The organism is Rhodoferax sp. (assembly GCF_028688795.1).
Classification (GTDB): Bacteria; Pseudomonadota; Gammaproteobacteria; order Burkholderiales; family Burkholderiaceae_C; genus Rhodoferax.
Window position 1 is genome coordinate 1 of record NZ_JAQTXM010000037.1, and the last position, 25,380, is coordinate 25,380.

The following is a 25,380-nucleotide window of genomic DNA, read 5'->3' on the forward strand; positions in this document are numbered from 1 at the left end:
ATCTTTGATCAAAGCTTGTAGAAATTCAACGAGCTTTTCTGAGTCAAATGCGTCCTCAATGATCATCCAGCGTGCCTTGCCCTGGTTGGTCACTGTGGCGATCATCGAGAGCTTTTGGCGGGTGCCACCAATTGCAAAAGCGACCGGGGTTTTACCTGCTGGCGCGTAGCTTCTGCCACGCACATCCGTGTTGACCAATGCAGTCTCATCACCCCAGTGAATTTCGGCTCCTTCAGCTCTGGCGCGTTGCTCTATTCCAGGGTATTCGCCCTCCAGCCACGCCTGTACTGCCGCAGGGCTTTGCTCGTAGGCGCGCTTGATGGGTTTTTGAGGTGTGAAGCCCCAGCGGGCAAGGTACTTTCCGATGCTGCGAACTTGCAGTTTGATGCCGTATTCCTGCTCGATGAGTTGGCCTACTGCAGCACGACTCCACAGGCTGAAGTCCATCTTGAGTTGCTCGGGGCGCCTGTCGATGATCATTTTCTGAATCGTGTCTTCTTGCACCGCAGTGAGCACACGTCCATCGCCTCTAATGCGACCTCGGCAGGCCGGACGAATGGCGGACCAACCACCAGCATCGAACAGATCAATGGTGACTCGAACTGCCGGGTAGCTCAGCCCCGTCATGGCCACGATTTGCATGATCTTGATTGCCTTCTTGTGCAACCGCACGACTTGCTTGCGCCGCTCGTGAAGTTGTTCGAGCGTTTGTTTTCTTGCGTTTTCTTTTTCCATGAACTTCTGATCCGGAAAATCATAGAAAGTTCATACTTTATCGGGCCTTATCTATAATTGCGCTTAAAGACGCGGTGCGGGGCCTCAAGATTGGTCAGACCGGGTATTTTTATGTGCTCAATGCCCAGCCCGGGGACAAACTGGGTGACCTGATCATTCACCCGGCCATGGAAGGCAAAAACCTGTTGGCCACCAAAGACGCCAGCGGGCGTGAGTTCATCAAGGACATCCTGCAGCAAAAAGATGGCGAGATCCGTTACCCCTGGTTGAACGCCGCACTGGGTGAAACCACCCCGCGTGAGAAAGTGGTGGCATTCAGCTACCTGAAAAGTTGGGATTGGGTGGTGGCCGGTGGCACTTATGTGGACGAATACACCGCAGAGATCAACCGTCTGCGCAACATTTACGCGGTGGCGGGCCTGGTGATTGTGTTGGTCATCTCAGCCATTTGGCTGTTGCTGATTCGTCGCATGGTGGTGCGCCCTATGGCCATGGTGAGCGGCGCCGCTGAAAAAATCGCACAGGGCGACCTTAGCACCACGCTGGTCACAGACCGCCAGGATGAGGTGGGTCAACTCATCACCGCTATGGGCAGGATGCAAACCGTTTTGACCACTTTTCAGGCCGCACAGGCTGAGATGGCGATCCAGCACGAAGCCGGCAACATTGACCACGTCATGCCCGCTGCCAGTCTGCCGGGCGTTTACGGTGCCATGGCGCAAAGCATCAACCAAATTGTCAAATCACACATTGCCGTGAAGATGAAGGTGGTGGACATCGTCACGGGCTACTCTGAAGGGCGGCTTGATGTGGTCATGGAACGCCTGCCCGGTCAGCGCGCGCGTATCAGCGAAGCTGTCGACAAAGTGCAGCATTCGTTGCTGGAGGCCAGCAAAGCGGCACGTTTTAACGCCCGGGTGAGAACCGCTCTGGACAACGTCAGCTTGCCGGTGCGCATTGCAGATGACGATGGCACGCTGATTTACCTCAACCACGCCTTGCAAGCCACGCTCAAGCAACACGCCGAAGGCTTTCGCCAGCAAATACCGGGGTTTGACCCCGACAAGGTGGTGGGGGGCAGCGTGGGGGTGTTTTACGCCGAGCCGCAAGCCGCTTTGGCGCGTCTGCGCAGCCTCAACACCGTGGCCCATTCGCGCCTGAATTTGGGTGGACGTCTGTATGACTTGACCACCACCCCAGTCACATCAGACACCGGTGAACGCCTGGGCACCGTGGGCCAATGGCAAGACGTGACCGACCAGTTGGCCGCTGAGGGCGAGATTGACCAAGTGGTGCAAGCTGCCACCAAGGGTGATTTGAACCAACGGCTCAGCTTGGTTGGCAAAACCGGCTTTTTTGCCAACTTGTCTAACGGCATGAACCTGTTGCTTGACACCAGCGAAGACGCCATGACCGATGTGGCCAACGTGTTGGCTTCGGTGGCCGAAGGCGACCTGACCAAGCGCATCACACGTGATTACCAGGGCTTGTTTGGCAAGCTCAAGGACAGTGTCAATGCGTCCAGCGAGAACCTGACCCGAGTCATGCAAGAGGTGCGCGGCGCGGCCGATGCCCTCACCGGCGCGGCCAACCAGGTGTCGGCCACGGCGCAGTCCCTGAGCCAGGCCGCCAGTGAGCAAGCCGCCAGCGTGGAGCAAACCACGGCCAGCATTGATGTGATGAGCGCCAGCATTTCGCAAAACAGCGACAACGCCCGCGTGACCGATGGCATGGCCGCCAAAACCAGCAAAGAGGCCGTGGACGGTGGCCAGGCTGTCAGCCAAACGGTAGCGGCCATGAAGCAAATTGCCGCCAAGATTGGCATCGTTGACGACATTGCCTACCAAACCAACTTGCTGGCCTTGAACGCGGCCATAGAAGCGGCACGGGCGGGTGAGCACGGCAAAGGCTTTGCCGTGGTGGCCGCCGAAGTACGCAAACTCGCCGAGCGCAGCCAGGATGCGGCGAAAGAAATTGGCGAACTCGCAAGCTCAAGCGTGACCACAGCAGAACGTGCTGGCAAGCTGCTCGATGAAATCGTGCCCAGCATCCAGAAAACCAGCGAACTGGTGCAGGAAATCGCGGCAGCCTCCAACGAGCAAGGCGAGTCCATCACCCAGATTGGCGGTGCCATGGGCCAATTGTCCAAAGCCACGCAGCAAAACGCATCGGCTTCAGAAGAATTGGCGGCCACCAGTGAAGAGCTGTCAGGTCAGGCGGAGCAATTGCAGCAGTCGGTGGCGTTTTTTAAAACCGGGCAGGATGATGGGGCCACTTTGCGGCAGCGGGGGGTACCCGTGCGGGGTGAACGCCGGGCGCTGACGTCGGGCAAAACAACACCCACCATGACCAAGCTGCCACGGACCGGCAGCGCCGGAAATTTCAAGCCGTATTGAAAGCAAGCACCAACAAGCGCCGGCTTGCTGGTGCTTGTTGGTTTGGTTTTTAACGGTCGGTCAGGCCAGCGCAGCTTCCGGTGCCGGAATGCCCATGGCGTCCAGCGCTGCCGCCAGTTGCGCCACGCTGCGCGGCACGTTGTGAAGCTTTTCCAGCCCAAACAGGCCCACGCGAAACGTCATGAAATCAGCCGGTTCGTCACATTGCAGCGGTACGCCGGCCGCGGTTTGCAGACCCAGCGCCAAAAACTTCTTGCTGTTTTGAATGCCAGCGTCTTCGGTGTAGCTCACCACCACACCGGGTGCCTTGAAGCCGTCGGCTGCCACGCTCTGGATGCCGCGGCTCTCAAACAGCGCGCGCACCGCCGAGCCCAGCGCTTGCTGCTCGGCCTTGACTTTCTCAAAGCCGTAGTCACGCGTTTCCTGCATCACCTCGCGCAGGCGCATCAGCGCATCGGTTGGCATGGTGGCGTGGTAGGCGTGGCCACCGCCCTCATAGGCTTCCATGATCTGCAGCCATTTCTTCAAATCGCAGGCAAAGCTGGTGCTGATGGTGCTGTCGATGGCGGCGCGGGCGCGCTCACTCAGCATCACCATGGCGCAGCAGGGCGAGCCGCTCCAGCCTTTTTGCGGTGCGCTCACCAGCACGTCCACGCCGGTGGCTTTCATGTCGACCCACATCGCGCCCGAGGCGATGCAGTCGAGCACAAACAGGCCGCCAACCTCATGCACCGCATCTGCCACGGCTTTCAAATAGTCGTCGGGCAGAATCATGCCGGCGGCGGTTTCCACATGCGGGGCAAACACCACGTCGGGTTTTTTGGCGCGGATGGTGGCCACCACCTCATCAATTGGGCAGGGAACCCATGGCGACTGTTTGGTGGTGTTGACGCGGCGGGCTTTCAGCACGGTGGACTCGGCTGGGATGCTGCCCATGTCAAAAATCTGCGTCCAGCGGTAGCTGAACCAGCCGTTGCGGATCACTAACGCTTTTTTGCCAGTGGCGAATTGCCGCGCCACGGCTTCCATGCCAAAAGTGCCGCTGCCAGGCACCAGCACAGCTGATTTGGCAGCGTAAACCTCTTTGAGAATGCGTGAAATGTCGGTCATCACGCCCTGAAAGCGTTGCGACATGTGGTTCAGTGCGCGGTCGGTATAGACCACCGAGAACTCAAGCAAGCCGTCAGGGTCAATGTTGGGAAGAAGTCCGGGCATGGTGCGCTCCTGTAAGTGGGGGGTAACGTTGATTAGCTTAGCACGGGTGTTGACCTTTGCACCCCCAGGGAAGTACCCGGCCGGGCGGTGTCAGCAGCATGCCCAGGCTTTTAGTGGCGTCGTCAATGAGCAGCAGTGTGGCTTGTGTGGTGGCATCCGTGGCATCCATCTGGACCTGCATATGCGAGGGGACAAACCCATGTCCAGGAAGCGCAATTTTGAAATGTCAGGGCAGCGGCTTATTGACAATACGCAAGCTTTTGCCGCGCGCGCAGGTGCGTGCAGCTCAAGCGCTGGTTTGCACTGCCTGCAGCAGCCAGGCTAGAAAGGTGTGGTTGGCAGATGGGTTGTCTGTGCCTTCAGGTTGCACAAAATAGTAGGCGCGCTGGCTTGCCAAAGGCTGCTCGCAGGCCACCACCAGTTCGCCGCGTGCCAGTTCCGTGGTGACCAGTAGCCGTGGCACCAGGGCCAGGCCCATGCCGCACACGGCGGCGGCGGCGGTCATGGAAAACAGCTCAAAACGCGCACCCGACAAGGCCAGCGCTGTGGCCACGCCTTGCGCTTCAAACCATTGCCGCCAGGCGTCCGGGCGGGTGCTTTGTTGCAACAGCGGCAGCTTGGCAATGGCCTCGGGTGACAAGCTGGCAGCACCTTGCAGCAGGCTTGGGGCGCAGACCGGCAGCACCACTTCGTCCAGCAGTTTCACCGCCTGGGTGCCGGCCCATTGGCTGACCTGCTCGGGCGTGCCGGCAAACAGCGCTGCATCAAACGGTGTGTCGGCAAACATGAAGGGGCGGGTGCGGGTTTCAAGGTGCACGGTGAGTTCGGGGTGCTGACTTTTGAGCTTTGGCAGGCGCGGAATCAGCCAGCGGGTGGCAAAAGTTGGTACGGCGGCCAGGTGCAGCCGGCTTTCGCGCCCCTGGGTGCTCATGACATCGAGCGTGTCTTGCTCCAGTGCCTGCAGGCGCAGCGCCACTTGGGCGGCGTAGTCGCGCCCGCGCTCGGTGAGTGCCACGCCATGGCGCGTGCGCTTGAACAGCGCCACGCCCACAAAGTCTTCCAGTGCGGTCAACTGGCGCGACACCGCGCCCTGAGTCAGCGCCAGTTCTTGAGCGGCGCGGGTGTAGCTTTGGTGGCGGGCGGCGGCATCAAAACAGGCGAGGGCTTGAAGGGACGGAATTTTTCTGCGCATGATGTGCGTAATGTACACATTTGTTTTAAAAATTGCTTGTGATTTGCTATTGTATAAATAGCTGTTTGCGCTTACTTATTATGGGATATAGCGTCATTTTCCATATGAAATATTTGATGCTTGAAAGGGTTTGTGAAAGCAAGTTATGAGTTATTTGAATATCAAAGTGACAACAAATCGGTTGTGTCAAGCACTGGCTGCGCGCTACCATGCAGTTATTCCATTCAGGCCAGACCTGAATTAACCGAACACCCCCACCCTCAGGAGACACCGAAATGGCCCACGCATCATTCAACTGGCAAGACCCCTTTTTGCTGGAGCAGCAACTCACCGACGAAGAACGCATGATCAAGGAAGCCGCTGCCGCCTACTGCCAGGACAAGCTGCAACCGCGTGTGGTGCAGGCTTTTCGCAACGAGCAAACCGACCCCGCCATCTTTCGCGAAATGGGTGAACTGGGCCTGCTTGGCCCCACCATTCCCGAAGCTTATGGCGGCCCTGGCCTGAATTACGTGGCGTACGGCGTGATTGCCCGTGAGGTGGAGCGTGTCGACAGCGGTTACCGCAGCATGATGAGTGTGCAAAGCTCGCTGGTGATGGTGCCGATTTTTGAATTTGGCAACGAAGCCACCAAACAAAAGTACCTGCCCAAACTGGCCACTGGCGAGTGGATTGGCTGCTTCGGCCTGACCGAACCCAACCACGGCTCGGACCCGGCCAGCATGCTCAGCCGTGCCGTGAAAGTGCCCGGCGGTTACAAGCTCAGCGGCAACAAGATGTGGATTTCCAACAGCCCGATTGCCGACGTGTTCGTGGTCTGGGCCAAAGAGGTGTCTGAGACCGGCACAGTCGGCCCGATTCGCGGCTTTGTGCTGGAAAAAGGCGCGGCGGGCTTAAGCGCCCCGGCCATTCATGGCAAGGTGGGCTTGCGTGCCAGCATCACCGGCGAGATCGTCATGGACGGCGTGTTTTGCCCTGAAGAAAACGCTTTTCCTGAAGTGCAAGGCCTGAAAGGCCCGTTCACTTGCCTCAACAGCGCCCGCTACGGCATTGCCTGGGGTGCGTTGGGTGCGGCAGAAGACTGCTGGTTTCGCTCACGCCAATACGTGATGGACCGCATTCAGTTTGGACGCCCCTTGGCTGCCAACCAGCTGATTCAAAAGAAACTGGCCGACATGCAGACCGACATTGCGCTGGGCTTGCAAGGCTGCCTGCGCCTGGGCCGCATGAAGGACGAAGGCACGGCGTCGGTCGAAATCACGTCGATTTTGAAGCGCAACAGTTGCGGCAAGGCGCTCGATGTGGCCCGCCTGGCGCGCGACATGATGGGTGGCAATGGCATCAGCGACGAGTTTGGTGTGGCGCGGCATTTGGTGAATCTGGAGGTGGTCAACACCTATGAAGGCACGCATGACATTCATGCGCTGATTCTTGGCCGCGCGCAAACAGGGATTGCGGCGTTTAATTAATTGGAGTCAGATTCCAATTAAATTGGCATGCAGGGGTGCGAGGGGCAATGGGGATGCCAGCTTTTTTGGCGGCAGCGGACGGGGTATTGGGCCCCGCCTCAACGCGCTGCGCTTTGCGAAGTCGGCGGGTCCCAATACCCCACCCGCTGCTGCATGCGCCGCTGGGGTGCCAAGGTTTTGAAGACCGGATGAGCGTCTTCTGTGCAGGAAGTGTCTCGTGCTTTTTTACTTCGACGACCCTTACCGCACCGCAGGCCATGCGGGTTTGGGCTGGGGGCCGACTTCGCAAAGCGGAGCGCGTTGAGGCCCCCGGCCCAAACCCGCATGGCCCACCAAGACTGTGGGTCCGCCCAAGCAACCCCACTGCGCATGGCCTACCCAAACTGTCAGTCAGTCAACGAATGACGCCCTGACTTCACCCCCACAACAGCAACAAAACAAGCACCATGACAACCAAGCCCTCAGCCCTCGCTCACCTCAAGGTCCTGGACCTGTCCCGCGTCCTGGCTGGCCCCTGGTGCACCCAGATGCTGGCCGACCTGGGCGCTGACGTGGTCAAGGTCGAACGCCCCGGCGCTGGCGACGACACGCGCCACTGGGGCCCGCCGTTTGTCAAGGATGCGGACGGCAACGACACCGACCAGGCCACTTACTTCACCGCTTGCAATCGCAACAAACGCGCCATCACGCTCGACATGGCCAAGCCGGAAGGCCAGGCGCTGATCCGGCAAATGGCGGCGCAGAGTGACATCCTGGTGGAGAACTTCAAGGTCGGCGGCTTGAAAGTTTACGGGCTGGACTACGAAAGCCTGAAAGCCATCAACCCACGCCTGATTTATTGCTCAGTTACCGGTTTTGGCCAAAACGGCCCGTATGCCGAACGCGCTGGTTATGACCTGATGATCCAGGCCATGAGCGGCATGATGAGCATCACCGGTCAGGCTGATGGCACACCCGGTGGCGGCCCGATGCGGGTCGGCGTGGCGGTGATCGATATCTTTACCGGCGTTTACGCCACCAGCGCGATTCTGGCCGCCATCGAGGTGCGGCATCGCACGGGGGAGGGCCAGCACATCGACATGGCGCTGCTTGATGTCGGCATGGCGGTGCTGGCGAACCAGGCTGCGGGGTTTTTGAATTCCGGCAAGGTGCCAGAGCGTCAAGGCAACACCCACCCGAGCCTGGCGCCGTACCAAAGTTTTGACACCGCTGATGGCGCCGTGCTGTTGGCGATTGGCAACGACGGCCAGTTCGCCCGCTTTTGCGAGGTGGCGGGCCACCCCGAGTGGGCTGCAGATGCCCGTTTTGCCAGCAACACCTTGCGGGTGCAGCACCGCGACGCCCTGATTCCCCTGATGCAGGCCGCCACGCGCACCCGCAGCACCGCGCAATGGATCAAATCGCTGGAAGACAAGGCCGTGCCCTGCGGGCCCATCAATGACATTGGCCAAGCCTTTGCCGACCCCCAGGTGCAAGCCCGGGGTTTAGTGATAAAACAGCCTGTAGCCCATATAAATAAAGCGCAAGCAGCTACTAAATCAATAGTGTCTGACGCCTTGGGTAACACCGCCGCCAGCATGGACACTGTCAGCGGAGCCAGCGCCACAATCAGCACCGTGGCCAGCCCGCTGCGGCTGACCGCCACGCCGCCGGTGCTGCGCCGCCCGCCACCTGCCTTGGGTGAGCACACCGACGAAGTACTGGCCGAACTGGGCTTGAGCACTGCCGACATTGCCGCACTGCGCCAGCGCGGCGTGGTTTGACACGCTCCCGCCGCACGCCACCCGCAAGGCGACGTGTCAGGCAGCAGCAGGCGTTGCCGGCAAGTCGGCAGCAGTGAACAGATGCACCTGATTGCGCCCGGCTTGTTTGGCCTGGTACATGGCCAGGTCGGCATGGTGCGCCAGCGCTATATCGGTTTGCCCATGCTTGGGGTACAAGGCGATGCCAATCGAGCATGAAATGAACAGCCGCTGCTCCGCCACTTCAAACACCAGCGCCAGTGCTTCGCGAATTTTTTCGGCCACCGTTACAGCGGATTGGTCAGTCTGATCAGCCGCATTGCGCAGCAGCAGCAAAAATTCATCGCCCCCAATGCGCGCCACGGTGTCAGACTGGCGCACGCAGGCCAACATGCGCTGTGCCACCGCCTGCAGCAGCTGATCGCCCACCGCATGGCCAAACTCGTCGTTCACGGGCTTGAAGTGGTCCAGGTCCAAAAACAGCAGGGCCACATGCGTCTGGTCCCGCTGGGCTGCGGCCAGTGCCTGTTGCAAGCGGTCGGTCAACAGGGCGCGGTTGGGCAAGCCGGTCAGGCTGTCGTGCTGGGCCAGGTGGCGCAGCTGTTCTTTGCTTTGTTCCAGTTCGGCGGTGCGTTCTGCCACGCGCGTTTCCAGCTCGTTGCGCGATGCCCAAACCCGCGTCGCCATGTCACGAAACAAGCGCATCAGGTGGCCGATTTCATCTTTGCCACCGGTGGGCAGGTCTTGCGGTGCAAAGTGTTCGCTTTGCACCTGTTCGATGGCGCGTGCCAGCCGGTTCAAGGGCTGCAACACCACGCGCCCCAGCAGCACATTGAAGGCGATCAAAGCGACCAGCAAAGACAAGGCAAACACCAGCAACATACCGACAAAATTTTGTAAGGGCAGCAAGGCGTTGATGTCCAGCAGCGTCACCTCATACCAGTCGATTTCGGGCAAATAAGCCAGGCCTACCAAAAATGGCTGGCCTTGCATGTGAACCAGTCGGCTCAGTGTTTTGCTGGGGCTTTGCTCGATTTCTTTCATGGCCGCCAACACGGTCTTCCGGTCTTCGTCGGTTTGAAACAGCATGTCCAGCGTTTTGTGCGTGCCGGCTGACTTGGTAATGCTGGCAAAGTCAATCAGCTTTTGGTCGCGGTACACCTGAATGGCCCCGACATGGTCCACAAACAGGCTGGTGATGCCGGGCTGGCTGTTTTCGACCACTTCACGGATAAAGCTGGTCAGGTCCAGCCCGGTGCCAGCGACGCCCAGAATGTCGTTGCCGTCGCGGATCAGTACATCAATCCACAGCTTGGTCACGCCCAGGGTCACGTCCGGGTTGACGTTGATGTGCATGTCGCGGTTTTGCGCGATGATGTCGTAAAACCAGCGGTCGGCCGGCTTGTCGGCCTTCAGCGTGTAACGCAGTGGCGCATTGGCGTACTCGTTTTTGGCGTTGTTGTGGTAGTAGCGGCCGCTGGGGTGTAGCCCCAAAAAGTAGCTGTGGTCGGCAAAGTTGGCCCTGAAGGTTTCCATTTCAACCAGCGCGCGGTGCGTCAGTTGGGCATCATCAGGCTGGCGTGCCCAGTCCTTGATCAATTGCGAGTTGGCCAGTTGGCGTGACAAGGCGATTTCCCGCAGAATGGGCTGCATCATGCGCACCTTGTCGTACAGCACCTGCTTTTCGGCGTAGCGCATCGCCCATTGCGCCACGATGCCCAAGGCCTGATCACGCGCCACCCACCAAGCCATGGCACCGGTGGCAATGGTCAGCAAGGCGCTGAGCAGCAAAATTCTTGTTTTGAGTTTCAATTGAATCACCTCTGCGGCATCTGTGCAAAGCCCGTGGCAGCTGGCCTAGCCTTGGGGCCGCGTGTGTTGCGCATCGCGCCTTTCCACCAGCTTCAACACCAGCAGCAGCAGCGTGCCCACCACCATCACCCCGGCGGCAAAGTACAGCCCGGCGTTGTAGCTGCCCAGCCGCACGGCCAGTTGCCCGGTGATGGCGGGGCCCACGATTTGCGCCACGCCGTAGCTCAGTGTCATTTTGCCCATCATCTTGGCGGGTTTGGTGGGGTAATAGCGCCCGGCCATGCTCAGCACCAGGCTGACCATGCCAATGAAGGTGCCGCCAAACAGCAGCGCGCCCAGCAGCGTGGGAATGAGCCCGCCCACCATCACCGGCAGCAAGATGCCCACAATTTGCAGCACGGCGGCCAGAATCAGTGCGTTGAGGTCACCGGTGCGCCGGGCAATGAAGTCCCAGTTGATGCAGGCTGGCGCCGCGCCCAGCCCGATCGCCAGAAACGCCAGGTTGCCCTGGCCGGCCAGCCCCGGCAGCTTGTTGACAATGGCCACAATGAAGGTGGCGCTCACCACATAACCAAAGCCGGCGCAGAAATAGGCCGCCATGAAGATGCGCAAATACAGCGCACTGGGCGGTTTGTCGACCATCTTTTGCCCGCTGGCGGTCAGGCCGGTCTGGTCTGGCGCTGGCAGCCAGGCCAGCGCCGGGTAGAGCAACACGCAGCCGATAGCCGTGAAGGCCCACCACTGTTCGCGCCAGTCCAGCGCCGGGCTCATCAGCATCACGGCCGCCGAACAGCCCGCAATGCCCAGCCCGATGCCCGCAAAGTGAATGCCCAGCTCGCTGCGGTGGTTGTGGCGAATCAGCCAGTTCAGGATCAGGCCAGTGCCCAGCAACATGCCGGCAGAGCTGCACAGCCCAGCCACATAGCGAGAAATGGCCCACAGCACCACATTGGTGGTCAGCGCCATCACCAGCGTGCTGACGATCGCCATCACCATGCCAATTCGGTACAGCTTGTCCTTGAGCACCAGGCTGCTGATTTGCGATGCAAGGATGGCCCCGCTGAGGTAGCCCGCGTAGTTGATGGCGGCCAGCCAACCGGCCTGGGCCACACCCAACCCGGCTTGCTGCTGCATCAGCGGCAGCAGCGGCGTGTAGGCAAAGCGCGCCACACCCAGCACCAGCAGCAGGCTGAAGATGCCCGCGCCCAGCACCTTGAGGCGTGCTCTCGCATCGGATGAATGGACGGTTTGACCCGTTGGCGGGCGCTCTGGGGGGTGATTCATCATTTGTTGTCAATGTTTTGTATGGATTCGCCCACGGCCAGCTTGCGTGGAGGTGCCAGGCTAGAGCCTAACGGGTTGTCTTGCATTATTTCACCGCTTGCGGCGCCACTGGCTGCGTAATGCCAGGGGAGCCGGGATTCGAAATGTTCGAAATATTTCAACTATGCCATCAATCTGGTTGAATTTGTTTGCATTAACTGCTTCCTAAACTCATAGTCAGCCTCAGGGTTATCCCTGTAACCCCTGTCTGGAGAAATGTTTTGACCCCGTCCCAAGTTGATCCCGCCCCGCGCCAGTTGCGCTACACCAGCGTGGCCATCGTCCTGCACTGGCTGCTGGCGCTGGCCATTCTGGGCATCTTTGCTTTGGGGGTGTACATGGCTGATTTGCCCTTTTCGCCCTCGCGCCTGAAGCTGTTCAATTGGCACAAGTGGGCGGGCATCAGCATTTTGCTGCTGTCGGTGGTGCGCCTGCTGTGGCGCGTGACGCACCGGCCGCCCGTGCTGCCCGCCGCCATTGCCCGTGCCATGCCGGGCTGGCAGACACTGGCCCACCACGCGACCCATCACCTGATGTATGTGTTGTTTTTTGCCGTGCCATTGATTGGCTGGGCCTACAGCTCGGCGGCTGGCTTCCCGATTGTGTTGTTTGGCCAGGTTGCGCTGCCTGATTTTGTGGGCCCGGACAAAGCCTTGGCCGAGTTGATCAAGCCGCTGCACGAGCTTTTCGCCTGGGGCTTGGTGGCGCTGGCCGCAGTGCACGTGGCCGCCGCCCTCAAGCACCAATGGATCGACCGCGATGGCCTGTTGCTGCGCATGCTGCCTGGCCTGCGTTGACCCGATCACCTACATCCCCTTTGTTTCGCCGGAGTACCCACATGAAAACCCACCTGTTTCTCGCCGCCCTGACCACCACCCTGCTGGCTGGCGTGGCCTTGCCTGCCGCAGCCCAGCAAAAACTGCTGCCCGCCCAAAGCGAACTGAGCTTCGCCGCCAAACAAATGGGTGTACCGGTCAGCGGGCACTTCAAGAAGTTTGACGCGCAAGTCAGCTTTGATGCCACCAAACTCGCTAGCAGCAAGGTGACTTTCACGGTTGACATGGGCAGCGCCACCATGGGCTCGGCAGAGGCTGACAGCGAGCTGCCCAAGGCACCTTGGTTCAACGCTCCCAAGTTTCCTCAAGCCACCTTCACCTCGTCGGCGTTCAAGGCATTGGGGGCTGGAAAATACGAGCTGGCTGGCAAGCTCAGCATCAAGGGACAGGCGCGCGACGTCCTGGTGTCTTTGAGCATGACGCAGTCCGGTGCGGTCACCGTGGCCAGCGGCGTGTTGCCGATCAAGCGGCTCGCCTTCAGCATTGGCGATGGCGATTGGGCCGACACCTCGATGGTGGCTGATGAGGTGCAAGTCAAGTTCAAGTTTGCCCTGAGCGGGGTGGGCAAGCTCTGACCCCGCTGCCGCCCCATTTTTTAACCGTTTCTTTTCTGTTTTCAACCTTTCCAGGAGTTTTTCATGCGTTCATCCTTTTTGCCCATCGCCGCTGCAGTTGTTTTGCTGGCCGGCACCGTGTCTGCCCAAGCCGCTAGCTATGCCATTGACCCGGCGCACACCTATGTCACTTTCGAGATCAGTCACTTTGGCACCTCTACCAACCGCGGCCGCTTTGACAAGAAGGACGGCTCAGTGGAACTGGACCGGGCGGCCAAGTCCGGCAAGGTCAGCATCGTGGTGGACACCACATCCATCAACACTGGCTTTGCAGCGTTCAACAAGCATCTGCAAAGCAAAGACCTGTTTGACACCGAAAAATTTCCGACCATGACGTTTGCTGCAGACAAGTTCACCTTCAACGGTGACAAAGTGGCCGAAGTCACCGGCACCTTGACGCTGCTGGGCAAGACAAATGCGCTGACCCTCAAGGCCACCAACTTCAATTGCTACGACAGCCCGATGCTCAAGCGCGAAGTCTGCGGTGGTGATTTTGAAGGCACATTGGACCGCACTGCCTACGGCATGAATTACGGCATCGACTGGGGTTTTCCGAAAAACGTGCGCCTAGTGGTGCAAGTTGAAGCGGTCAAGCAATAAATGCAAATTTATATGATAAATCAGCCTGTAGCCCTTTATAAGTAAGCGCTACCAGCTATTTATTAAATAGCAATTAAGGTCCCTGCGCGCCGGGCTTGCCCTGGCGGCGGGCCCTCTGTACTTGGCGGGTTTGCACAGCGTGTTCATCCCGCGCGAGCGCTTCAGTTGATAACTCGCAATTCCCCCTGATATGAAAAGCATTAAGTTCGCCCAAGGAGGGATGAACCTATGCAGTCAATTCGACCACCAGCAGTGGCTGGTGCTTTTTATTCGGGGCACGCCGCCATGTTGTCCGGCCATCTGCAGGCCTTGCTGTCCGCCGTTGTACCTGCGAGTGGGGTTGACGACGCGGTGCCCAAAGCCTTGATCGTGCCGCATGCCGGTTATGTTTATTCGGGCTCAACGGCGGCATTGGCCTATGCGCGGCTGGCGCCGTTGCGCAAAATCATTCGCAGTGTGGTGTTGCTTGGGCCGGTGCATCGGGTGCCCGTCAGGGGTTTGGCGCTACCGGGCGTTGATGGTTTTGCAACGCCTCTGGGCCAGATCGACCTTGATCAGGCCGCCATTGCTCGCCTCAAAGGCTTGACCCAAGTCGTGGTCAGTCCGGCGGCACACGCCTTGGAGCATTCCCTGGAAGTGCAATTGCCATTTTTACAAGCCGTGCTGGAAGATTTCAAGCTGGTGCCGCTGGCCGTGGGTGACGCCACACCCGCTGAAGTGGCCGAGGTGCTGGAGGCGCTGTGGGGTGGCCCTGAGACACTGATTGTGGTCAGCTCAGACCTTTCACACTTTTTGCCCTACAACACGGCACAGCGTGTGGACCAGGGCACCGTGCAACGCATCATGCGGCTGAGCAGCTCCATCACCCACGAGCAGGCTTGTGGCGGTACGCCGGTCAATGGCTTGCTGATGGCCGCCCGGCACCACCATTTGCAGCCACAGTTGCTGGGCCATTGCAACTCGGGCGACACGGCAGGTGACAAAGACCGCGTGGTGGGTTATGCCGCTTTTGCGTTCGTGCAGGAGCCAACTCATGTCCATTGATACCGCCGTGGAAATGCAAAGGGGTGTGCCGGTGCATGCGGGCGGCATTTTGCTGCCGATTGCCCGCGCCGCCATCTCTACCGCTTTGGGGCAGCCGCGCTCTGTGCCAGAAGATGCCCCGTGGCTGCAAGAGCCGGGTGCCTGTTTTGTCACCTTGACCCGGCAACGGCAGTTGCGCGGCTGCATTGGCTCGCTGGAGGCGCGCCGCAGTTTGCTGGCCGATGTCAAGTCAAACGCCGTGGCCGCTGCGCTGCACGACACCCGTTTTGCACCCTTGACCCTGGCCGAGTTGACCGCCATCAAGCTAGAGGTGTCCGTGTTGTCACCCATGCAGCCACTGCACTTTGACAGCCAGGCGCAGGCGCTGGCGCAGTTGCGCCCGGGCGTGGACGGGGTGGTGTTTGAATATGGGCGCTACCGCAGCACTTTTTTGCCACAGGTATGGGAACAGTTGCCCGATGTGTACCAGTTCATGGCGCACCTCAAGCAAAAAGCCGGCCTGCCGCCTGAATTCTGGGACGTGGGGGTTCGGCTGCAGCGCTACAAAGTGCGCAAATGGCAAGAGCAGGAGGCACCATGATGACCGAACACACCGAATCAGATTACCAGGCCCGCTATTGGCACTGGCTAGACGATGGTCGCATGCAATGCGACCTGTGCCCGCGTGACTGCAAGCTGCATGAGGGCCAGCGCGGTGCCTGTTTTGTGCGCATGCGCCAGGGTGAGCAGATGATTCTGACCACTTACGGGCGCTCCTCCGGGTTTTGTATTGATCCCATCGAGAAGAAACCGCTGAACAACTTTTACCCCGGCAGCAGTGTGCTGTCGTTTGGCACGGCGGGCTGTAACCTGGCCTGCAAGTTTTGCCAAAACTGGGACATCAGCAAATCACGCGACATGGACCGCCTGATGGACCAGGCCTCGCCCGAGGCAATTGCCAAGGCCGCGGTTGCCAACCACTGCAAGAGTGTGGCGTTTACCTACAACGACCCGGTGATCTTTGCCGAATACGCCATGGACGTGGCCGATGCCTGCCACGCGCGCGGTGTGCAAACCGTGGCGGTCACCGCGGGCTACATCAATGAGGTGGCCCGGCGTGATTTTTACGCCAAGATGGATGCTGCCAACGTCGACCTGAAAGCGTTCACCGAAGATTTTTATTTCAAGCTGACCGGTGCGCATTTGCAGCCCGTGCTTGACACGCTGGTCTACCTCAAGCGCGAAACCCAAGTGTGGTTTGAACTCACCACGCTGCTGATTCCAGGGCACAACGATTCAGACGAAGAGCTCACTGCCATGAGCCAGTGGATCATGACCGAGCTGGGCCCCGACGTGCCCTTGCATTTTTCGGCCTTCCACCCGGATTTCAAAATGCTCGATGTGCCCGCCACGCCGCCCGCCACCCTGGTGCGTGCGCGCCAGATTGCGCTGCAGGCGGGCTTGAACTATGTGTACACCGGCAATGTGCATAACATTGAGGGCGACACCACTTTTTGCCCGGAGTGCCATGCGCCACTGATCGTGCGGGATTGGTACTTGATCAAAAAGTACCGGCTGACGGCGCAGGGCCATTGCCCTGACTGTGGTGCGGCAGTGGCGGGCCGGTTTGCCAGTAAGGCCGAGCACTTTGGCCGCCAGCGTATCCCGTTGATGATGTCCGCCCCAACGTGAAGGCAGATACGGTTGAGGTGTCGTGACGCGTTAATAAGCGGTCGGTTGATGCGGCTGGCGGGGATAGAACCCAATACTATGGCCCCCTACATCGCCCGATAGGTTGACTAATTCTGTATCAGACTTTTGTAGCAATGACCCTTACCTGAGGCAAGCTAGAAATTCCAAACGTAGCGATCATCGCCATGGACCATCATGACTGATGTCCGTGTTGTCTTGCAGTGCCACGTTTGTTGCGTCTTGCCCTGATCAACCATCTCAAGTGCTTCGACATCCAGGACCGCAGCACATCGCTCTGCCGGGGCTCGCACGGATTCGTAGCAAATCCACTGCACACCCTTGTCCCGTGCCGCATCGGCCACCGCCTGGGTTTCGGTGTAATCGCTGCCATGCGTCCAGGCCGCAGACGCTGCAAGCCACGGTTCGCTCATCAGATCAATAGCACGACCCTCAACCTCCGCCTGAAAGAAAGTGTGCTCGGTAAGCAGGTCGGTGTTCAGCAACGGCACGCTGTCCATGATGAAGCGATAGCGCCAATAGGCGACCTCCGCGCAGGCTGCATGGAGCGCTTCAGCACCGTACCAAAGGCCGAGGGTTCCAGCACGCCGGAACCGGCTGGGGTGTTGCGGTCGATAGCGAAAGGGGGTTGCAAGCAGGTAATGCTTCGGCACTTTCATGGCCGGCATGGGTGGCTTGCTGACCTCCAGAAGTTGTTCGAGCATGAGTTGCTCGTCAGTGTCATCAACCAAGCGCATCGTTGAGACCACATGCTGCGCTTCAACGCCGCGCCAAGCCAACATGGTCTTTTGTACCACCCCGCTGTCAAACCAAGAAGTGCTCCATACGGAGTCGGTCATGCCGGTGCCCGCATGCCATCGAGGTAGTTTAGGGTTGCGACCAAGCCGTCAGGCCGCTCGATGAGTTGCAGGGGCACGCCGCCAAGCGCCTTATTCATCCCCCGCATCCAATCTTTGCGCTTTTGATCGTCTGTGCCAACCAGTGCATCCAAAGAGCGGTAAACCCGAACCAGCAACAAGGACAGTTCGCCGACTTTTGAATTGGGGTCAAGTGGATACTGACCTTTGCGAATGCGCGAGACAGTTGGCTCGCTCACACCGATGATCCGAGCCAAGGCTGCACCAGACAGTCCCAACAAATCAGTGGCACGAGCTGTTGCTTTAGCGAGTACGAAGCCCGGGTCAGGCTTAGGCGCAGTTTTAGTGTTCATGTGGTCTCAATTTCTTTCAGTAGAAGCATTTTTGCACAATCATTTAATAATTGCATGTTTTTCCAAGTGCTTGCCACATGTATTGCGACTACTTTTGCGCTTAATGTCCAAGACTCACGACCAGGCCCGCAGGCTGGCGTGGTGCTGGGTTGGGCAAAGTGTTGATTGGATGCGCAGTGGATCGCTGTTTGAAAGCACGCAAGCAGGCGGCGGCGTTTGCGTTGTTGGTCGATGAACAAAACGCATAGGCCAAGAGCTTTTACGAACACTTCGGATTTACGGCATGCGCCGACTCACCGATGACGCTTTACCTGCCACTGGTCTGATCTGGTTTCTGCTACGGCTCAGGGGGGAGGATTTTGAGCGGCACTTGCGCAGCGTTACCAGTCATAGGGTTTCAGGCCCTAGATGACTCTTTAAGGATGATGACTGTCATTCGCGCGGTACTTTCGTAAGTCAAGTACGCAGCGGAAGCTGACCGCCATGAACGACAAGTTCACTATCATTTGGTGCGGCTGGCGGGGATCGAACCCACGACCCTTGGCTTCGGAGGCCAATACTCTATCCACTGAGCTACAGCCGCAAGCTGCATGACGTTTGCAAGGGCCGTATTCTCTCACACGAACCTCAGGGCAAGTGGCTGCCCATCGCCAGATGGCCAAGCATGCCCCGGCTACATGGCAAGGCGGCACCTATAATTTTGCACAAGCTTTTTTCCACAATTCCAAAGAGGTCACCATGAGCGACAACCACCACGCCAGCGGGCACGATTCACACGCCGCGCCTACCCCAAGTGCAGCCAAGAAGGTGTTTAACCTGGTTGTTTTGTTGGGCTTGCCGCTCATCGTCGTGGGGTCTTTGGTTGGCTATTACAAGTCGCAGGACAGTGCCCAGGCCGGTAGCATGTCTGAAGAAGCGGTGACTGCGCGTATCCAGAAAGTGGGCATGTTGCAGCTGGGCGAGTCCAAGCGCGAGCTGAAAACTGGCGAAGAAGTTTTCAAGGCGCAGTGCACCACCTGTCACACCGCTGGTTTGTTGGCTGCGCCAAAATTGGGCGATGCGGCAGCCTGGGGGCCACGGATTGCCACGGGTTATGAGACGCTGCTGCACTCGGCACTCAAGGGTAAGAATGCCATGACCGCTCAAGGCGGCGGTGCATTTTCTGACTATGAAGTGGGGCGTGCGGTGGTTTACATGGCCAATGCGGGCGGCGCTAAGTTTGCTGAGCCCAAAGCGCCTGAAGGGGCTGCAGCACCTGCGCCAGCGACTTCAGCCGCAAAATAGATATCTAAGCGTTTTGACCTCTAGGTCACGTATTTATTGCGCAAGCAGCTACTATTTGTGTAGTAACTCGGGGCTTTTGGTAAAGCCAAACTGTGGCTCCAGTTCTGCCCGCAACACGTCTTTGGGCCGCCATTGGCCTTGTTCAACGGCCAGCGCGGCCTGCCCGATGTCCTGGGTGTGAACCAGGCCAAAGCCGATGTCCGCTTCAAGGTACAAATGCCCTGATTCGTCCAGCCAGCAGTGCTTGACCTGGGCGCTGCGCCCCATGTGGTCTTGAACGGCGCCGTCGGGCTGCAGACGCCACACCAGCGGGGCGGCTTGCAATTCAACAAAAACGCGTTGCGGTCCGTTCTGAAAATACCAGCAGCCTCGGGCGTCTGCCGCATAGTTGCGGGCAATGAAGTCAATGAGTTTGCCGTGGCGTAGTTCCGAGCCCTTGCTTCCAGCAATGCCGCTACCGAACCGGCCCAGGGCCTGTGCCTGGTCATCACGCATGTACCAGTTGCCACGCGCGTCCAGCCCCAGCCAGCCGTAGCAGTCTGGCACGTTGGGCCATTTGGCCATGGCTTGTTTGACGATGTCATCCATGAGGGAAGGCTTTCAAATTGAGGTTGGATTGCTGCGCCAGCCATTGCACCACGGCTTCAGGCAAGGCCTGGGCGTGGCCTGGCCATGGCCCTTGCGAAAACCCGACATGCCCGCCGTGGCGCGGCTGCCACAAGCTGACGTGTCGGCTTGCTGCGCCAAGGGGTGGCAGACTGGCGGCAGGAATAAACGGGTCGTTCTGAGCGTTAACCAGCAGCGAAGGCAACAAAAGGCGCGCCAGGTGCGGTTTGGACGAGGCTTTTTGCCAGTAGTCGGCGGTGTTTTTGAAGCCGTGCACAGGCGCGGTGAAGGCGTTGTCAAATTCGTACAGGGTGCGCGCCGCCAGCAGCTTCGGTGCATTGAACAGGCCCGGGTGCTGGGCCAGTTTTAACATCGCTTTGGGCTTCATGCTGCGTAAGAACATGCGGGTGTAGACCCAGCGGTTAAAGCCATGGCCCATGGCGTGGCCACTGGCGGCCAAGTCGACCGGGGCTGAAATGCTGGCCACGGCACTGGCTACTTGTGCGGCCTGGCTGCCTGCCTCTTGCGCCCAGCGCAACACAGCGTTACCGCCGAGCGACACCCCAACCACCAGCAGGGGACAGGATGCGTGCTGGCGCAGGCGCTGCAGGATCCAGCCAATTTCTTCAAAATCGCCAGAGTGGTAGGCCCGTGGTGCGCGATTGATCTCACCGCTGCAGCCCCTGAAGTGCGGCACGGCATACGCCAGCCCGCAGCGCTGGGCATGGCGGGCAAAAGCCAGCGCGTAATGGCTTTGTGACGAGCCCTCCAGCCCATGAAACAGCACCAGCAGAGGGGCTTGGCTCGGTGTCGGGCAGGGCGCGTCCTGCCAGTCGACGTCAATGAAGTCGCCATCTGGCGTGGGCCAGCGCTCGCGTCGGTAGCTAACAGGGGTGGTGTCTTTCGCCGACGCGTGGCGGGCGTGCAGGGCCGGCCAGATGGTTTGCAAGTGACCACCGGGCAGCCACCACGGCACTACTGTGTTCATAGCTGCTTGCGCTTTATTTAAAAGGGCTAGAGGCCAATTTAATGTAGAACAGGAGGGGTTTCAGTGATGTCTTGCGCCTCACGCGGGTTGCCGGGGCTGGCGTGGTGCGCAACCAATCGCCATCCTTGGGCGGTCTTGTGATAAACATTGGTGGCCATCACAAAGGCCTCCACCGGGCCTTCGTTGGTGAGGATGTCAATGCGCTCGCGTACGCTGTGCACGGCGCACGCCAGGGCTTCAATTTTGCGCACGGCGAGCGGCGCAATGCGCAGGCTGCCGTTGGCAAACATGGCTTCAAATGCAGAGCGAATGGCGCCCAGTCCAATCAGGCGCGGACCACCCGGATGAATGCAGATCACGTCATCTTCGTCCGCCCAGCAGGCCATCAGGCGCTCCAGGTCGGAGGTTTGTAGGGCCTCGTAAAAGCTGGTTTCAATGTCGTCGGCAGAGCCACCAACGGTGGCTGCGGTTTTTTTGGCTTTGGACATGGGCGCAATCGGGATGAGAAGCGTTGATTTTGACCGCTTTTGCAGCACCTTGGCTGGCCCCTTGTGCTACCGTTGCGCTTTACGTTACGGAGGTGTTTATGAAACGCTGGTTTTTCATGCTGATGGCGGCTGTGCTCCTGACGGGCTGCGGCTACAACGATTTTCAACGCCTGGACGAGCAAACCAAATCGGCCTGGAGTGAGGTGTTGAACCAATACCAGCGCCGCGCTGACTTGGTTCCCAACATTGTGGCCACGGTCAAAGGCGAGGCGGCCTTTGAACAAGACACGCTGACCAAAGTGATCGAGGCCCGTTCCAAGGCAACGTCGATTCAGGTGACGCCAGAAACGCTCAATGACCCAGCGGCTTTCAACAAGTTTCAGGCCGCACAGGGTGAACTGGGCTCGGCCTTGAGTCGCTTGATGGTGGTGGTGGAGCAATACCCCAACCTCAAAGCCAATCAGGGTTTCAGCGACTTGCGGGTGCAGCTTGAAGGCACTGAAAACCGCATCACGGTGGCGCGCAACCGATACATCCAGGCCGTGCAGGCTTACAACGTGCTGGCGCGTAGCTTCCCGAGCAACCTGACCGCCATGGTGTTCAGTTATGCCCCGAAGCCAAATTTTGCGGTGCAAAACGAGGCCGCCATTTCCGCCCCACCCGTGGTTGATTTCAACAAGAAATGAACGCGCTCAATCGCTTGCTGGCGCAATGGCAGGCGACACACCTGAGCGCTTGGCAACGCGTCCTGATAGGACTTTGTCGCTCTGGATTGCAATCAGCCTTGTGGCTGGCCTGCCTGTTTGCCATCAGCCTGGCCCAGGCGCAGCAAGCCGTTCCGGCTTTGACTGGGCATGTCGTCGACACCGCTGGCACGCTGGCCCAGGCACAACGTGAAGCGTTAAACGCCAGATTAACGGCATTTGAGCAGGCAAGGGGCTCGCAAGTGGTGTTGTTGCTGGTGCCCAGCACGCAACCTGAAGACATTGCCTCGTATGCCAATCGGGTGGCCAACACTTGGAAAATTGGCCGTAAGGACATTGGCGATGGCTTGCTGGTGATCGTGGCGGTGCAAGACCGCAAGCTGCGCATTGAAGTGGCCAAGACGCTGGAGGGTGCCATTCCAGATTTGGCGGCCAAACGCATCATTGATGAAGCGATCACACCACGCTTCAAGCAGGGCGACTATGCAGGCGGGCTGGATGCCGGTGTTACGCGCATCATGGCGCTCATCACCGGTGAGGCCTTGCCGGAGCCCCCCAAAACGGGCGCACAGCCAACTGGGGAGTTTGACTGGATGCAGCTGGGCATCTTCATGTTCATCGCCGTGCCGGTGGTTGGCGCGGTCACCAAAAGCATCTTCGGCAACCGCCTTGGCGCAGTCGCCACAGGCGGCATAGCTGGCGTCATCACTATGGTGCTCACGGCGAGTTTGCTGATAGCCGGGCTGGCCGGCGTAGTGGCTTTGGTCTTTACCTTGGTGCAAAACATCCTGGGAAAGCGCGGTAGCGGCGGGCGAGGCACAAGTTGGGGCCACGGCGGCGGTGGGTTTGGTGGGGGTGGCGGTGGCAGTTTCGGCGGTGGCTTTGGCTCCGGCGGTGGTGGCGATTTTGGTGGCGGTGGTGCCTCGGGAGACTGGTGATGTGGACGCGTTTAATCCGTATATTGAAACATCGCTGGCAGCGTGATGATGCGGCCCAGCGCGCCATTCCCCCCGCGCTGCTGGACAAGCTGGCAGCGCAAGTGGCAAAAAGCGAGGCTGGTCACAGCGGCGAAATTCGCATTTATGTGGAGGCAGGTCTGCCTCTTAGCTACCTATGGCGGTCCGACAGCATGGCGCAAATCACGCACGAGCGGGCGTTGGCCTTGTTTGGCAAGTTGAGGGTATGGGACACCGCAAATAACAACGGCGTGCTGATTTACCTTCTGCTGACTGAACGACGCATTGAAATCGTGGCCGACCGCGGTTTGAACCAGGTCGTGGCGCCTGGCACTTGGCCACACTTGGTAGCGTCGATGGGTGCCGCCTTCAAAGCCGGAGATTTTGAGGGCGGCTTGACGCAAGCAGTGCAAGCGGTGTCAGCCCTGTTACAGCAGCACTTTTCGCTGCACGCCAAACAGTCCAATACCAATGAATTGCCAGATGAACCTGTCCTGGGCTGAGGTGCTGGCGGGCGCCGACCCGTCATGATCAAGCCACGTTAAGCGCAAAAAAACCCGCTGCCTTTCGGTGCGGGTTTTTGGCGAAGCCAAAGCTGCTTAGCGTTTATTGCGGTATTTACGCAGGGCCGTAATTTGTGCCGCCATGACCGCCAGTTCAGACGATGCACGGGCCAAGTCCAGATCGGTCTTGGCGTTTTTGACAGCTTCTTCAGCGGCTAGCTTGGCAGCATTTGCCTTTTCATCATCGAGGTCTTTGCCGCGAATGGCGGTATCGGACAACACGGTGACGCAATTGGGTTGCACTTCAAGAATGCCACCGGCGACAAACACAAACTCTTCCGTACCGTCAGCCTTCTCAATGCGAACTGAACCTGCTTTGATGCGGGTGATCAGCGGCGTGTGGCGCGGGTAAATGCCCAACTCACCGGCTTCACCGGGCAAGGCCACAAACCGTGCCTCACCCGAGAAGATGGACTCCTCGGCACTCACCACATCAACGTGGATGGTGTTCATGGCTTAGACCTTTTTAGCTTTTTCGAAGGCTTCGTCGATCGTGCCAACCATGTAGAAGGCTTGCTCTGGCAGGTGATCACACTCGCCAGCCACAATCATCTTGAAGCCGCGAATGGTCTCGGCCAAGCTAACGTACTTGCCAGGTGAGCCAGTGAACACTTCAGCCACGTGGAACGGTTGCGACAAGAAACGTTGAATCTTGCGGGCACGAGCCACGGTCAATTTGTCTTCCGGTGCCAATTCGTCCATGCCCAAAATCGCAATGATGTCGCGCAGCTCTTTGTAGCGCTGCAGCGTACCCTGCACGGCGCGGGCTGTTTCGTAGTGATCCAGGCCCACCACGTTGGGGTCAAGCTGACGACTGGTGGAGTCCAGCGGATCAACCGCAGGGTAGATACCCAATGACGCAATGTCACGGCTCAACACCACGGTGGAGTCCAAGTGGGCAAAGGTGGTCGCTGGGCTTGGGTCGGTCAAGTCATCCGCTGGCACGTAAACGGCCTGGATGGATGTGATGGAACCGACTTTGGTTGAGGTAATACGCTCTTGCAAACGGCCCATTTCTTCAGCCAATGTTGGCTGGTAACCCACAGCGGAAGGCATACGACCCAACAGCGCGGACACTTCGGTACCGGCCAAGGTGTAGCGGTAGATGTTGTCCACGAAGAACAGCACGTCTTTGCCTTCGTCGCGGAACGACTCGGCAATGGTCAAGCCTGTCAGGGCCACGCGCAAACGATTGCCTGGAGGCTCATTCATCTGGCCGTAAACCATGGCCACTTTAGACTCTTCAAGGTTCTCAAGGTTCACCACGCCGGAGTCGGCCATCTCATGGTAGAAGTCATTGCCTTCACGGGTACGCTCACCCACACCGGCAAACACGGACAAGCCGCTGTGCGCCTTGGCGATGTTGTTGATGAGTTCCATCATGTTCACGGTCTTGCCCACACCGGCACCACCGAACAAGCCAACCTTGCCGCCTTTGGCAAACGGGCAGACCAAGTCAATCACCTTGATGCCGGTTTCCAGCAGTTCTTGTGATGGGCTAAGTTCGTCGTAAACCGGCGCTTTGCGGTGAATAGACATGTGCAAGGACGCGTTGACAGGGCCACGTTCGTCGATGGGCGCGCCGAGCACGTCCATGATGCGGCCGAGCGTTGCGGTACCTACGGGCACTTGAATGGACTTGCCAGTGTTAGACACCATCAGACCACGGCGCAAGCCATCGCTGGAACCCAAAGCAATGGTACGGACAATACCGTCACCCAATTGCTGTTGGACTTCGAGGGTCAGGGTGGAGCCTTCAAGTTTGAGTGCGTCATAAATGCTGGGCATGTGATCACGCGGAAATTCCACGTCAACCACAGCGCCAATGCACTGAACAATCTTGCCTTGAACGCCGGCGTTAGTTTGAGTATCTTGAGCCATTTGGTTTTGCTCCAATAAATTTGAATCTTGCTA

At 59.0% G+C, this 25,380-nt stretch carries 26 protein-coding genes and 1 tRNA gene; 13 read left to right on the forward strand and 14 right to left on the reverse strand.

All coding sequences use genetic code 11. The features are described from left to right. Window positions 1-735 (reverse strand): IS630 family transposase (locus PHQ58_RS20185; protein WP_300114868.1); only part of this gene is annotated, 735 nt, incomplete at its 3' end. Window positions 736-791: 56 nt separating this feature from the next. Between PHQ58_RS20185 and PHQ58_RS20190 the strand changes: the two genes are divergently transcribed. Then, complete coding sequence (locus tag PHQ58_RS20190; RefSeq protein ID WP_300114977.1) at window positions 792-3,131, forward strand: methyl-accepting chemotaxis protein; 2,340 nt, start codon at window positions 792-794, stop codon at window positions 3,129-3,131. Between the two features lie 60 nt (window positions 3,132-3,191). Here PHQ58_RS20190 and PHQ58_RS20195 read toward each other — a convergent pair whose 3' ends face one another. From PHQ58_RS20195 to PHQ58_RS20205, 3 genes are all read right to left on the reverse strand, one after another. Then, the gene (locus tag PHQ58_RS20195; RefSeq protein WP_300114871.1) at window positions 3,192-4,346 is read right to left on the reverse strand and encodes an aminotransferase class V-fold PLP-dependent enzyme; all 1,155 of its coding nucleotides are present in this window, start codon (window positions 4,344-4,346) and stop codon (window positions 3,192-3,194) included. Window positions 4,347-4,383: 37 nt separating this feature from the next. Further along, window positions 4,384-4,515, reverse strand: a complete 132-nt coding sequence (locus PHQ58_RS20200) for a hypothetical protein (protein WP_300114874.1) — start codon at window positions 4,513-4,515, stop codon at window positions 4,384-4,386. A 117-nt stretch (window positions 4,516-4,632) separates the two neighbouring features. Then, complete coding sequence (locus PHQ58_RS20205; RefSeq protein ID WP_300114876.1) at window positions 4,633-5,538, reverse strand: LysR substrate-binding domain-containing protein; 906 nt, start codon at window positions 5,536-5,538, stop codon at window positions 4,633-4,635. A 275-nt stretch (window positions 5,539-5,813) separates the two neighbouring features. Between PHQ58_RS20205 and PHQ58_RS20210 the strand changes: the two genes are divergently transcribed. Both PHQ58_RS20210 and PHQ58_RS20215 read left to right on the forward strand, forming a co-directional pair. After that, window positions 5,814-7,007, forward strand: a complete 1,194-nt coding sequence (locus tag PHQ58_RS20210) for an acyl-CoA dehydrogenase (RefSeq protein WP_300114879.1) — start codon at window positions 5,814-5,816, stop codon at window positions 7,005-7,007. A 446-nt stretch (window positions 7,008-7,453) separates the two neighbouring features. After that, window positions 7,454-8,770 (forward strand): CaiB/BaiF CoA-transferase family protein, encoded by a 1,317-nt coding sequence (locus PHQ58_RS20215; RefSeq protein ID WP_300114882.1) that lies wholly within the window; start codon window positions 7,454-7,456, stop codon window positions 8,768-8,770. 36 nt (window positions 8,771-8,806) lie between these two features. Here the strand turns inward: PHQ58_RS20215 and PHQ58_RS20220 are convergent, their stop codons facing one another. Continuing rightward, window positions 8,807-10,561 carry a diguanylate cyclase gene (locus PHQ58_RS20220; protein WP_300114885.1) on the reverse strand — a complete coding sequence of 585 codons (1,755 nt, stop codon included), beginning with the start codon at window positions 10,559-10,561 and terminating at the stop codon, window positions 8,807-8,809. Window positions 10,562-10,606: 45 nt separating this feature from the next. After that, the gene (locus PHQ58_RS20225; RefSeq protein ID WP_300114887.1) at window positions 10,607-11,845 is read right to left on the reverse strand and encodes a YbfB/YjiJ family MFS transporter; all 1,239 of its coding nucleotides are present in this window, start codon (window positions 11,843-11,845) and stop codon (window positions 10,607-10,609) included. Between the two features lie 260 nt (window positions 11,846-12,105). Between PHQ58_RS20225 and PHQ58_RS20230 the strand changes: the two genes are divergently transcribed. The 6 genes from PHQ58_RS20230 to amrS all read left to right on the forward strand — a co-directional run bounded on the left by PHQ58_RS20230 (window position 12,106) and on the right by amrS (window position 16,649). Further along, complete coding sequence (locus PHQ58_RS20230) at window positions 12,106-12,681, forward strand: cytochrome b (RefSeq protein ID WP_300114890.1); 576 nt, start codon at window positions 12,106-12,108, stop codon at window positions 12,679-12,681. 41 nt (window positions 12,682-12,722) lie between these two features. Further along, complete coding sequence (locus PHQ58_RS20235; protein ID WP_300114893.1) at window positions 12,723-13,295, forward strand: YceI family protein; 573 nt, start codon at window positions 12,723-12,725, stop codon at window positions 13,293-13,295. 63 nt (window positions 13,296-13,358) lie between these two features. Continuing rightward, a complete protein-coding gene (locus tag PHQ58_RS20240; protein WP_300114896.1) occupies window positions 13,359-13,934 on the forward strand; it encodes a YceI family protein in 576 nt (191 codons plus the stop codon). Between the two features lie 228 nt (window positions 13,935-14,162). After that, window positions 14,163-14,978 carry an AmmeMemoRadiSam system protein B gene (gene amrB, locus PHQ58_RS20245; protein ID WP_300114899.1) on the forward strand — a complete coding sequence of 272 codons (816 nt, stop codon included), beginning with the start codon at window positions 14,163-14,165 and terminating at the stop codon, window positions 14,976-14,978. Next, window positions 14,968-15,558 (forward strand): AmmeMemoRadiSam system protein A, encoded by a 591-nt coding sequence (gene amrA, locus PHQ58_RS20250; RefSeq protein ID WP_300114901.1) that lies wholly within the window; start codon window positions 14,968-14,970, stop codon window positions 15,556-15,558. The genes amrB and amrA overlap by 11 nt, the downstream gene beginning before the upstream one ends. Beyond that, on the forward strand, window positions 15,555-16,649 hold the full coding sequence (amrS, locus tag PHQ58_RS20255) for an AmmeMemoRadiSam system radical SAM enzyme (RefSeq protein WP_300114904.1): 1,095 nt from the start codon (window positions 15,555-15,557) through the stop codon (window positions 16,647-16,649). The genes amrA and amrS overlap by 4 nt, the downstream gene beginning before the upstream one ends. 155 nt (window positions 16,650-16,804) lie before the next feature. Here amrS and PHQ58_RS20260 read toward each other — a convergent pair whose 3' ends face one another. The 3 genes from PHQ58_RS20260 to PHQ58_RS20270 all read right to left on the reverse strand — a co-directional run bounded on the left by PHQ58_RS20260 (window position 16,805) and on the right by PHQ58_RS20270 (window position 18,460). Beyond that, window positions 16,805-17,506: an RES family NAD+ phosphorylase gene (locus tag PHQ58_RS20260; RefSeq protein WP_300114906.1), complete on the reverse strand. Its 702-nt coding sequence runs from the start codon at window positions 17,504-17,506 to the stop codon at window positions 16,805-16,807. Then, on the reverse strand, window positions 17,503-17,877 hold the full coding sequence (locus tag PHQ58_RS20265) for an antitoxin Xre-like helix-turn-helix domain-containing protein (RefSeq protein WP_300114909.1): 375 nt from the start codon (window positions 17,875-17,877) through the stop codon (window positions 17,503-17,505). The genes PHQ58_RS20260 and PHQ58_RS20265 overlap by 4 nt, the downstream gene beginning before the upstream one ends. 507 nt (window positions 17,878-18,384) lie before the next feature. Beyond that, window positions 18,385-18,460: transfer RNA gene (locus PHQ58_RS20270), tRNA-Arg, on the reverse strand. A 155-nt stretch (window positions 18,461-18,615) separates the two neighbouring features. Here PHQ58_RS20270 and PHQ58_RS20275 point away from each other — a divergent pair. Next, entirely contained in the window at window positions 18,616-19,161 is a 546-nt protein-coding gene (locus PHQ58_RS20275) for a c-type cytochrome (protein ID WP_300114912.1), read from the forward strand. Between the two features lie 51 nt (window positions 19,162-19,212). Here PHQ58_RS20275 and PHQ58_RS20280 read toward each other — a convergent pair whose 3' ends face one another. Genes PHQ58_RS20280 through PHQ58_RS20290 form a run of 3 tightly spaced genes read right to left on the reverse strand, consistent with a single transcriptional unit; the run spans window position 19,213 to window position 21,243 of the window. After that, complete coding sequence (locus tag PHQ58_RS20280) at window positions 19,213-19,749, reverse strand: DUF2946 family protein (protein WP_300114914.1); 537 nt, start codon at window positions 19,747-19,749, stop codon at window positions 19,213-19,215. Then, window positions 19,742-20,755, reverse strand: coding sequence for an alpha/beta fold hydrolase (locus PHQ58_RS20285; protein WP_300114917.1), 1,014 nt, complete (start codon window positions 20,753-20,755; stop codon window positions 19,742-19,744). The genes PHQ58_RS20280 and PHQ58_RS20285 overlap by 8 nt, the downstream gene beginning before the upstream one ends. A gap of 38 nt (window positions 20,756-20,793) precedes the next feature. Further along, on the reverse strand, window positions 20,794-21,243 hold the full coding sequence (locus PHQ58_RS20290) for a nuclear transport factor 2 family protein (protein ID WP_300114919.1): 450 nt from the start codon (window positions 21,241-21,243) through the stop codon (window positions 20,794-20,796). A 98-nt stretch (window positions 21,244-21,341) separates the two neighbouring features. On the opposite strand from PHQ58_RS20290, the gene PHQ58_RS20295 reads away from it, so the two are divergent. The 3 genes from PHQ58_RS20295 to PHQ58_RS20305 are packed head-to-tail and all read left to right on the forward strand — an operon-like array spanning window position 21,342 to window position 23,406. Beyond that, window positions 21,342-21,929, forward strand: coding sequence for a LemA family protein (locus tag PHQ58_RS20295; RefSeq protein WP_300114922.1), 588 nt, complete (start codon window positions 21,342-21,344; stop codon window positions 21,927-21,929). Next, window positions 21,926-22,885, forward strand: coding sequence for a TPM domain-containing protein (locus PHQ58_RS20300; RefSeq protein ID WP_300114924.1), 960 nt, complete (start codon window positions 21,926-21,928; stop codon window positions 22,883-22,885). The genes PHQ58_RS20295 and PHQ58_RS20300 overlap by 4 nt, the downstream gene beginning before the upstream one ends. Next, a complete protein-coding gene (locus tag PHQ58_RS20305) occupies window positions 22,885-23,406 on the forward strand; it encodes a TPM domain-containing protein (protein WP_300114927.1) in 522 nt (173 codons plus the stop codon). The genes PHQ58_RS20300 and PHQ58_RS20305 overlap by 1 nt, the downstream gene beginning before the upstream one ends. 96 nt (window positions 23,407-23,502) lie before the next feature. On the opposite strand, the gene PHQ58_RS20310 is transcribed toward PHQ58_RS20305, so the two are convergent. Next, window positions 23,503-23,919 (reverse strand): F0F1 ATP synthase subunit epsilon, encoded by a 417-nt coding sequence (locus PHQ58_RS20310; RefSeq protein WP_300114930.1) that lies wholly within the window; start codon window positions 23,917-23,919, stop codon window positions 23,503-23,505. Between the two features lie 3 nt (window positions 23,920-23,922). Continuing rightward, window positions 23,923-25,347 (reverse strand): F0F1 ATP synthase subunit beta, encoded by a 1,425-nt coding sequence (atpD, locus tag PHQ58_RS20315; RefSeq protein ID WP_300114933.1) that lies wholly within the window; start codon window positions 25,345-25,347, stop codon window positions 23,923-23,925. Between the last annotated feature and the right edge of the window lie 33 nt (window positions 25,348-25,380).

Bases quoted from the DNA above. Each gene is read 5' to 3' on its own strand.
- amrS (WP_300114904.1), top strand. From the start codon at position 15,555: ATGATGACCGAACACACCGAATCAGATTACCAGGCCCGCTATTGGCAC.
- PHQ58_RS20280 (WP_300114914.1), bottom strand. From the start codon at position 19,749: ATGGATGACATCGTCAAACAAGCCATGGCCAAATGGCCCAACGTGCCA.
- PHQ58_RS20215 (WP_300114882.1), top strand. From the start codon at position 7,454: ATGACAACCAAGCCCTCAGCCCTCGCTCACCTCAAGGTCCTGGACCTG.
- PHQ58_RS20260 (WP_300114906.1), bottom strand. From the start codon at position 17,506: ATGACCGACTCCGTATGGAGCACTTCTTGGTTTGACAGCGGGGTGGTA.
- amrA (WP_300114901.1), top strand. From the start codon at position 14,968: ATGTCCATTGATACCGCCGTGGAAATGCAAAGGGGTGTGCCGGTGCAT.
- PHQ58_RS20305 (WP_300114927.1), top strand. From the start codon at position 22,885: ATGTGGACGCGTTTAATCCGTATATTGAAACATCGCTGGCAGCGTGAT.
- PHQ58_RS20225 (WP_300114887.1), bottom strand. From the start codon at position 11,845: ATGAATCACCCCCCAGAGCGCCCGCCAACGGGTCAAACCGTCCATTCA.
- atpD (WP_300114933.1), bottom strand. From the start codon at position 25,347: ATGGCTCAAGATACTCAAACTAACGCCGGCGTTCAAGGCAAGATTGTT.
- PHQ58_RS20310 (WP_300114930.1), bottom strand. From the start codon at position 23,919: ATGAACACCATCCACGTTGATGTGGTGAGTGCCGAGGAGTCCATCTTC.
- PHQ58_RS20285 (WP_300114917.1), bottom strand. From the start codon at position 20,755: ATGAACACAGTAGTGCCGTGGTGGCTGCCCGGTGGTCACTTGCAAACC.
- PHQ58_RS20195 (WP_300114871.1), bottom strand. From the start codon at position 4,346: ATGCCCGGACTTCTTCCCAACATTGACCCTGACGGCTTGCTTGAGTTC.
- PHQ58_RS20300 (WP_300114924.1), top strand. From the start codon at position 21,926: ATGAACGCGCTCAATCGCTTGCTGGCGCAATGGCAGGCGACACACCTG.
- PHQ58_RS20200 (WP_300114874.1), bottom strand. From the start codon at position 4,515: ATGGATGCCACGGATGCCACCACACAAGCCACACTGCTGCTCATTGAC.
- PHQ58_RS20295 (WP_300114922.1), top strand. From the start codon at position 21,342: ATGAAACGCTGGTTTTTCATGCTGATGGCGGCTGTGCTCCTGACGGGC.
- PHQ58_RS20210 (WP_300114879.1), top strand. From the start codon at position 5,814: ATGGCCCACGCATCATTCAACTGGCAAGACCCCTTTTTGCTGGAGCAG.
- PHQ58_RS20235 (WP_300114893.1), top strand. From the start codon at position 12,723: ATGAAAACCCACCTGTTTCTCGCCGCCCTGACCACCACCCTGCTGGCT.
- amrB (WP_300114899.1), top strand. From the start codon at position 14,163: ATGCAGTCAATTCGACCACCAGCAGTGGCTGGTGCTTTTTATTCGGGG.
- PHQ58_RS20240 (WP_300114896.1), top strand. From the start codon at position 13,359: ATGCGTTCATCCTTTTTGCCCATCGCCGCTGCAGTTGTTTTGCTGGCC.
- PHQ58_RS20205 (WP_300114876.1), bottom strand. From the start codon at position 5,538: ATGCGCAGAAAAATTCCGTCCCTTCAAGCCCTCGCCTGTTTTGATGCC.
- PHQ58_RS20275 (WP_300114912.1), top strand. From the start codon at position 18,616: ATGAGCGACAACCACCACGCCAGCGGGCACGATTCACACGCCGCGCCT.
- PHQ58_RS20265 (WP_300114909.1), bottom strand. From the start codon at position 17,877: ATGAACACTAAAACTGCGCCTAAGCCTGACCCGGGCTTCGTACTCGCT.
- PHQ58_RS20290 (WP_300114919.1), bottom strand. From the start codon at position 21,243: ATGTCCAAAGCCAAAAAAACCGCAGCCACCGTTGGTGGCTCTGCCGAC.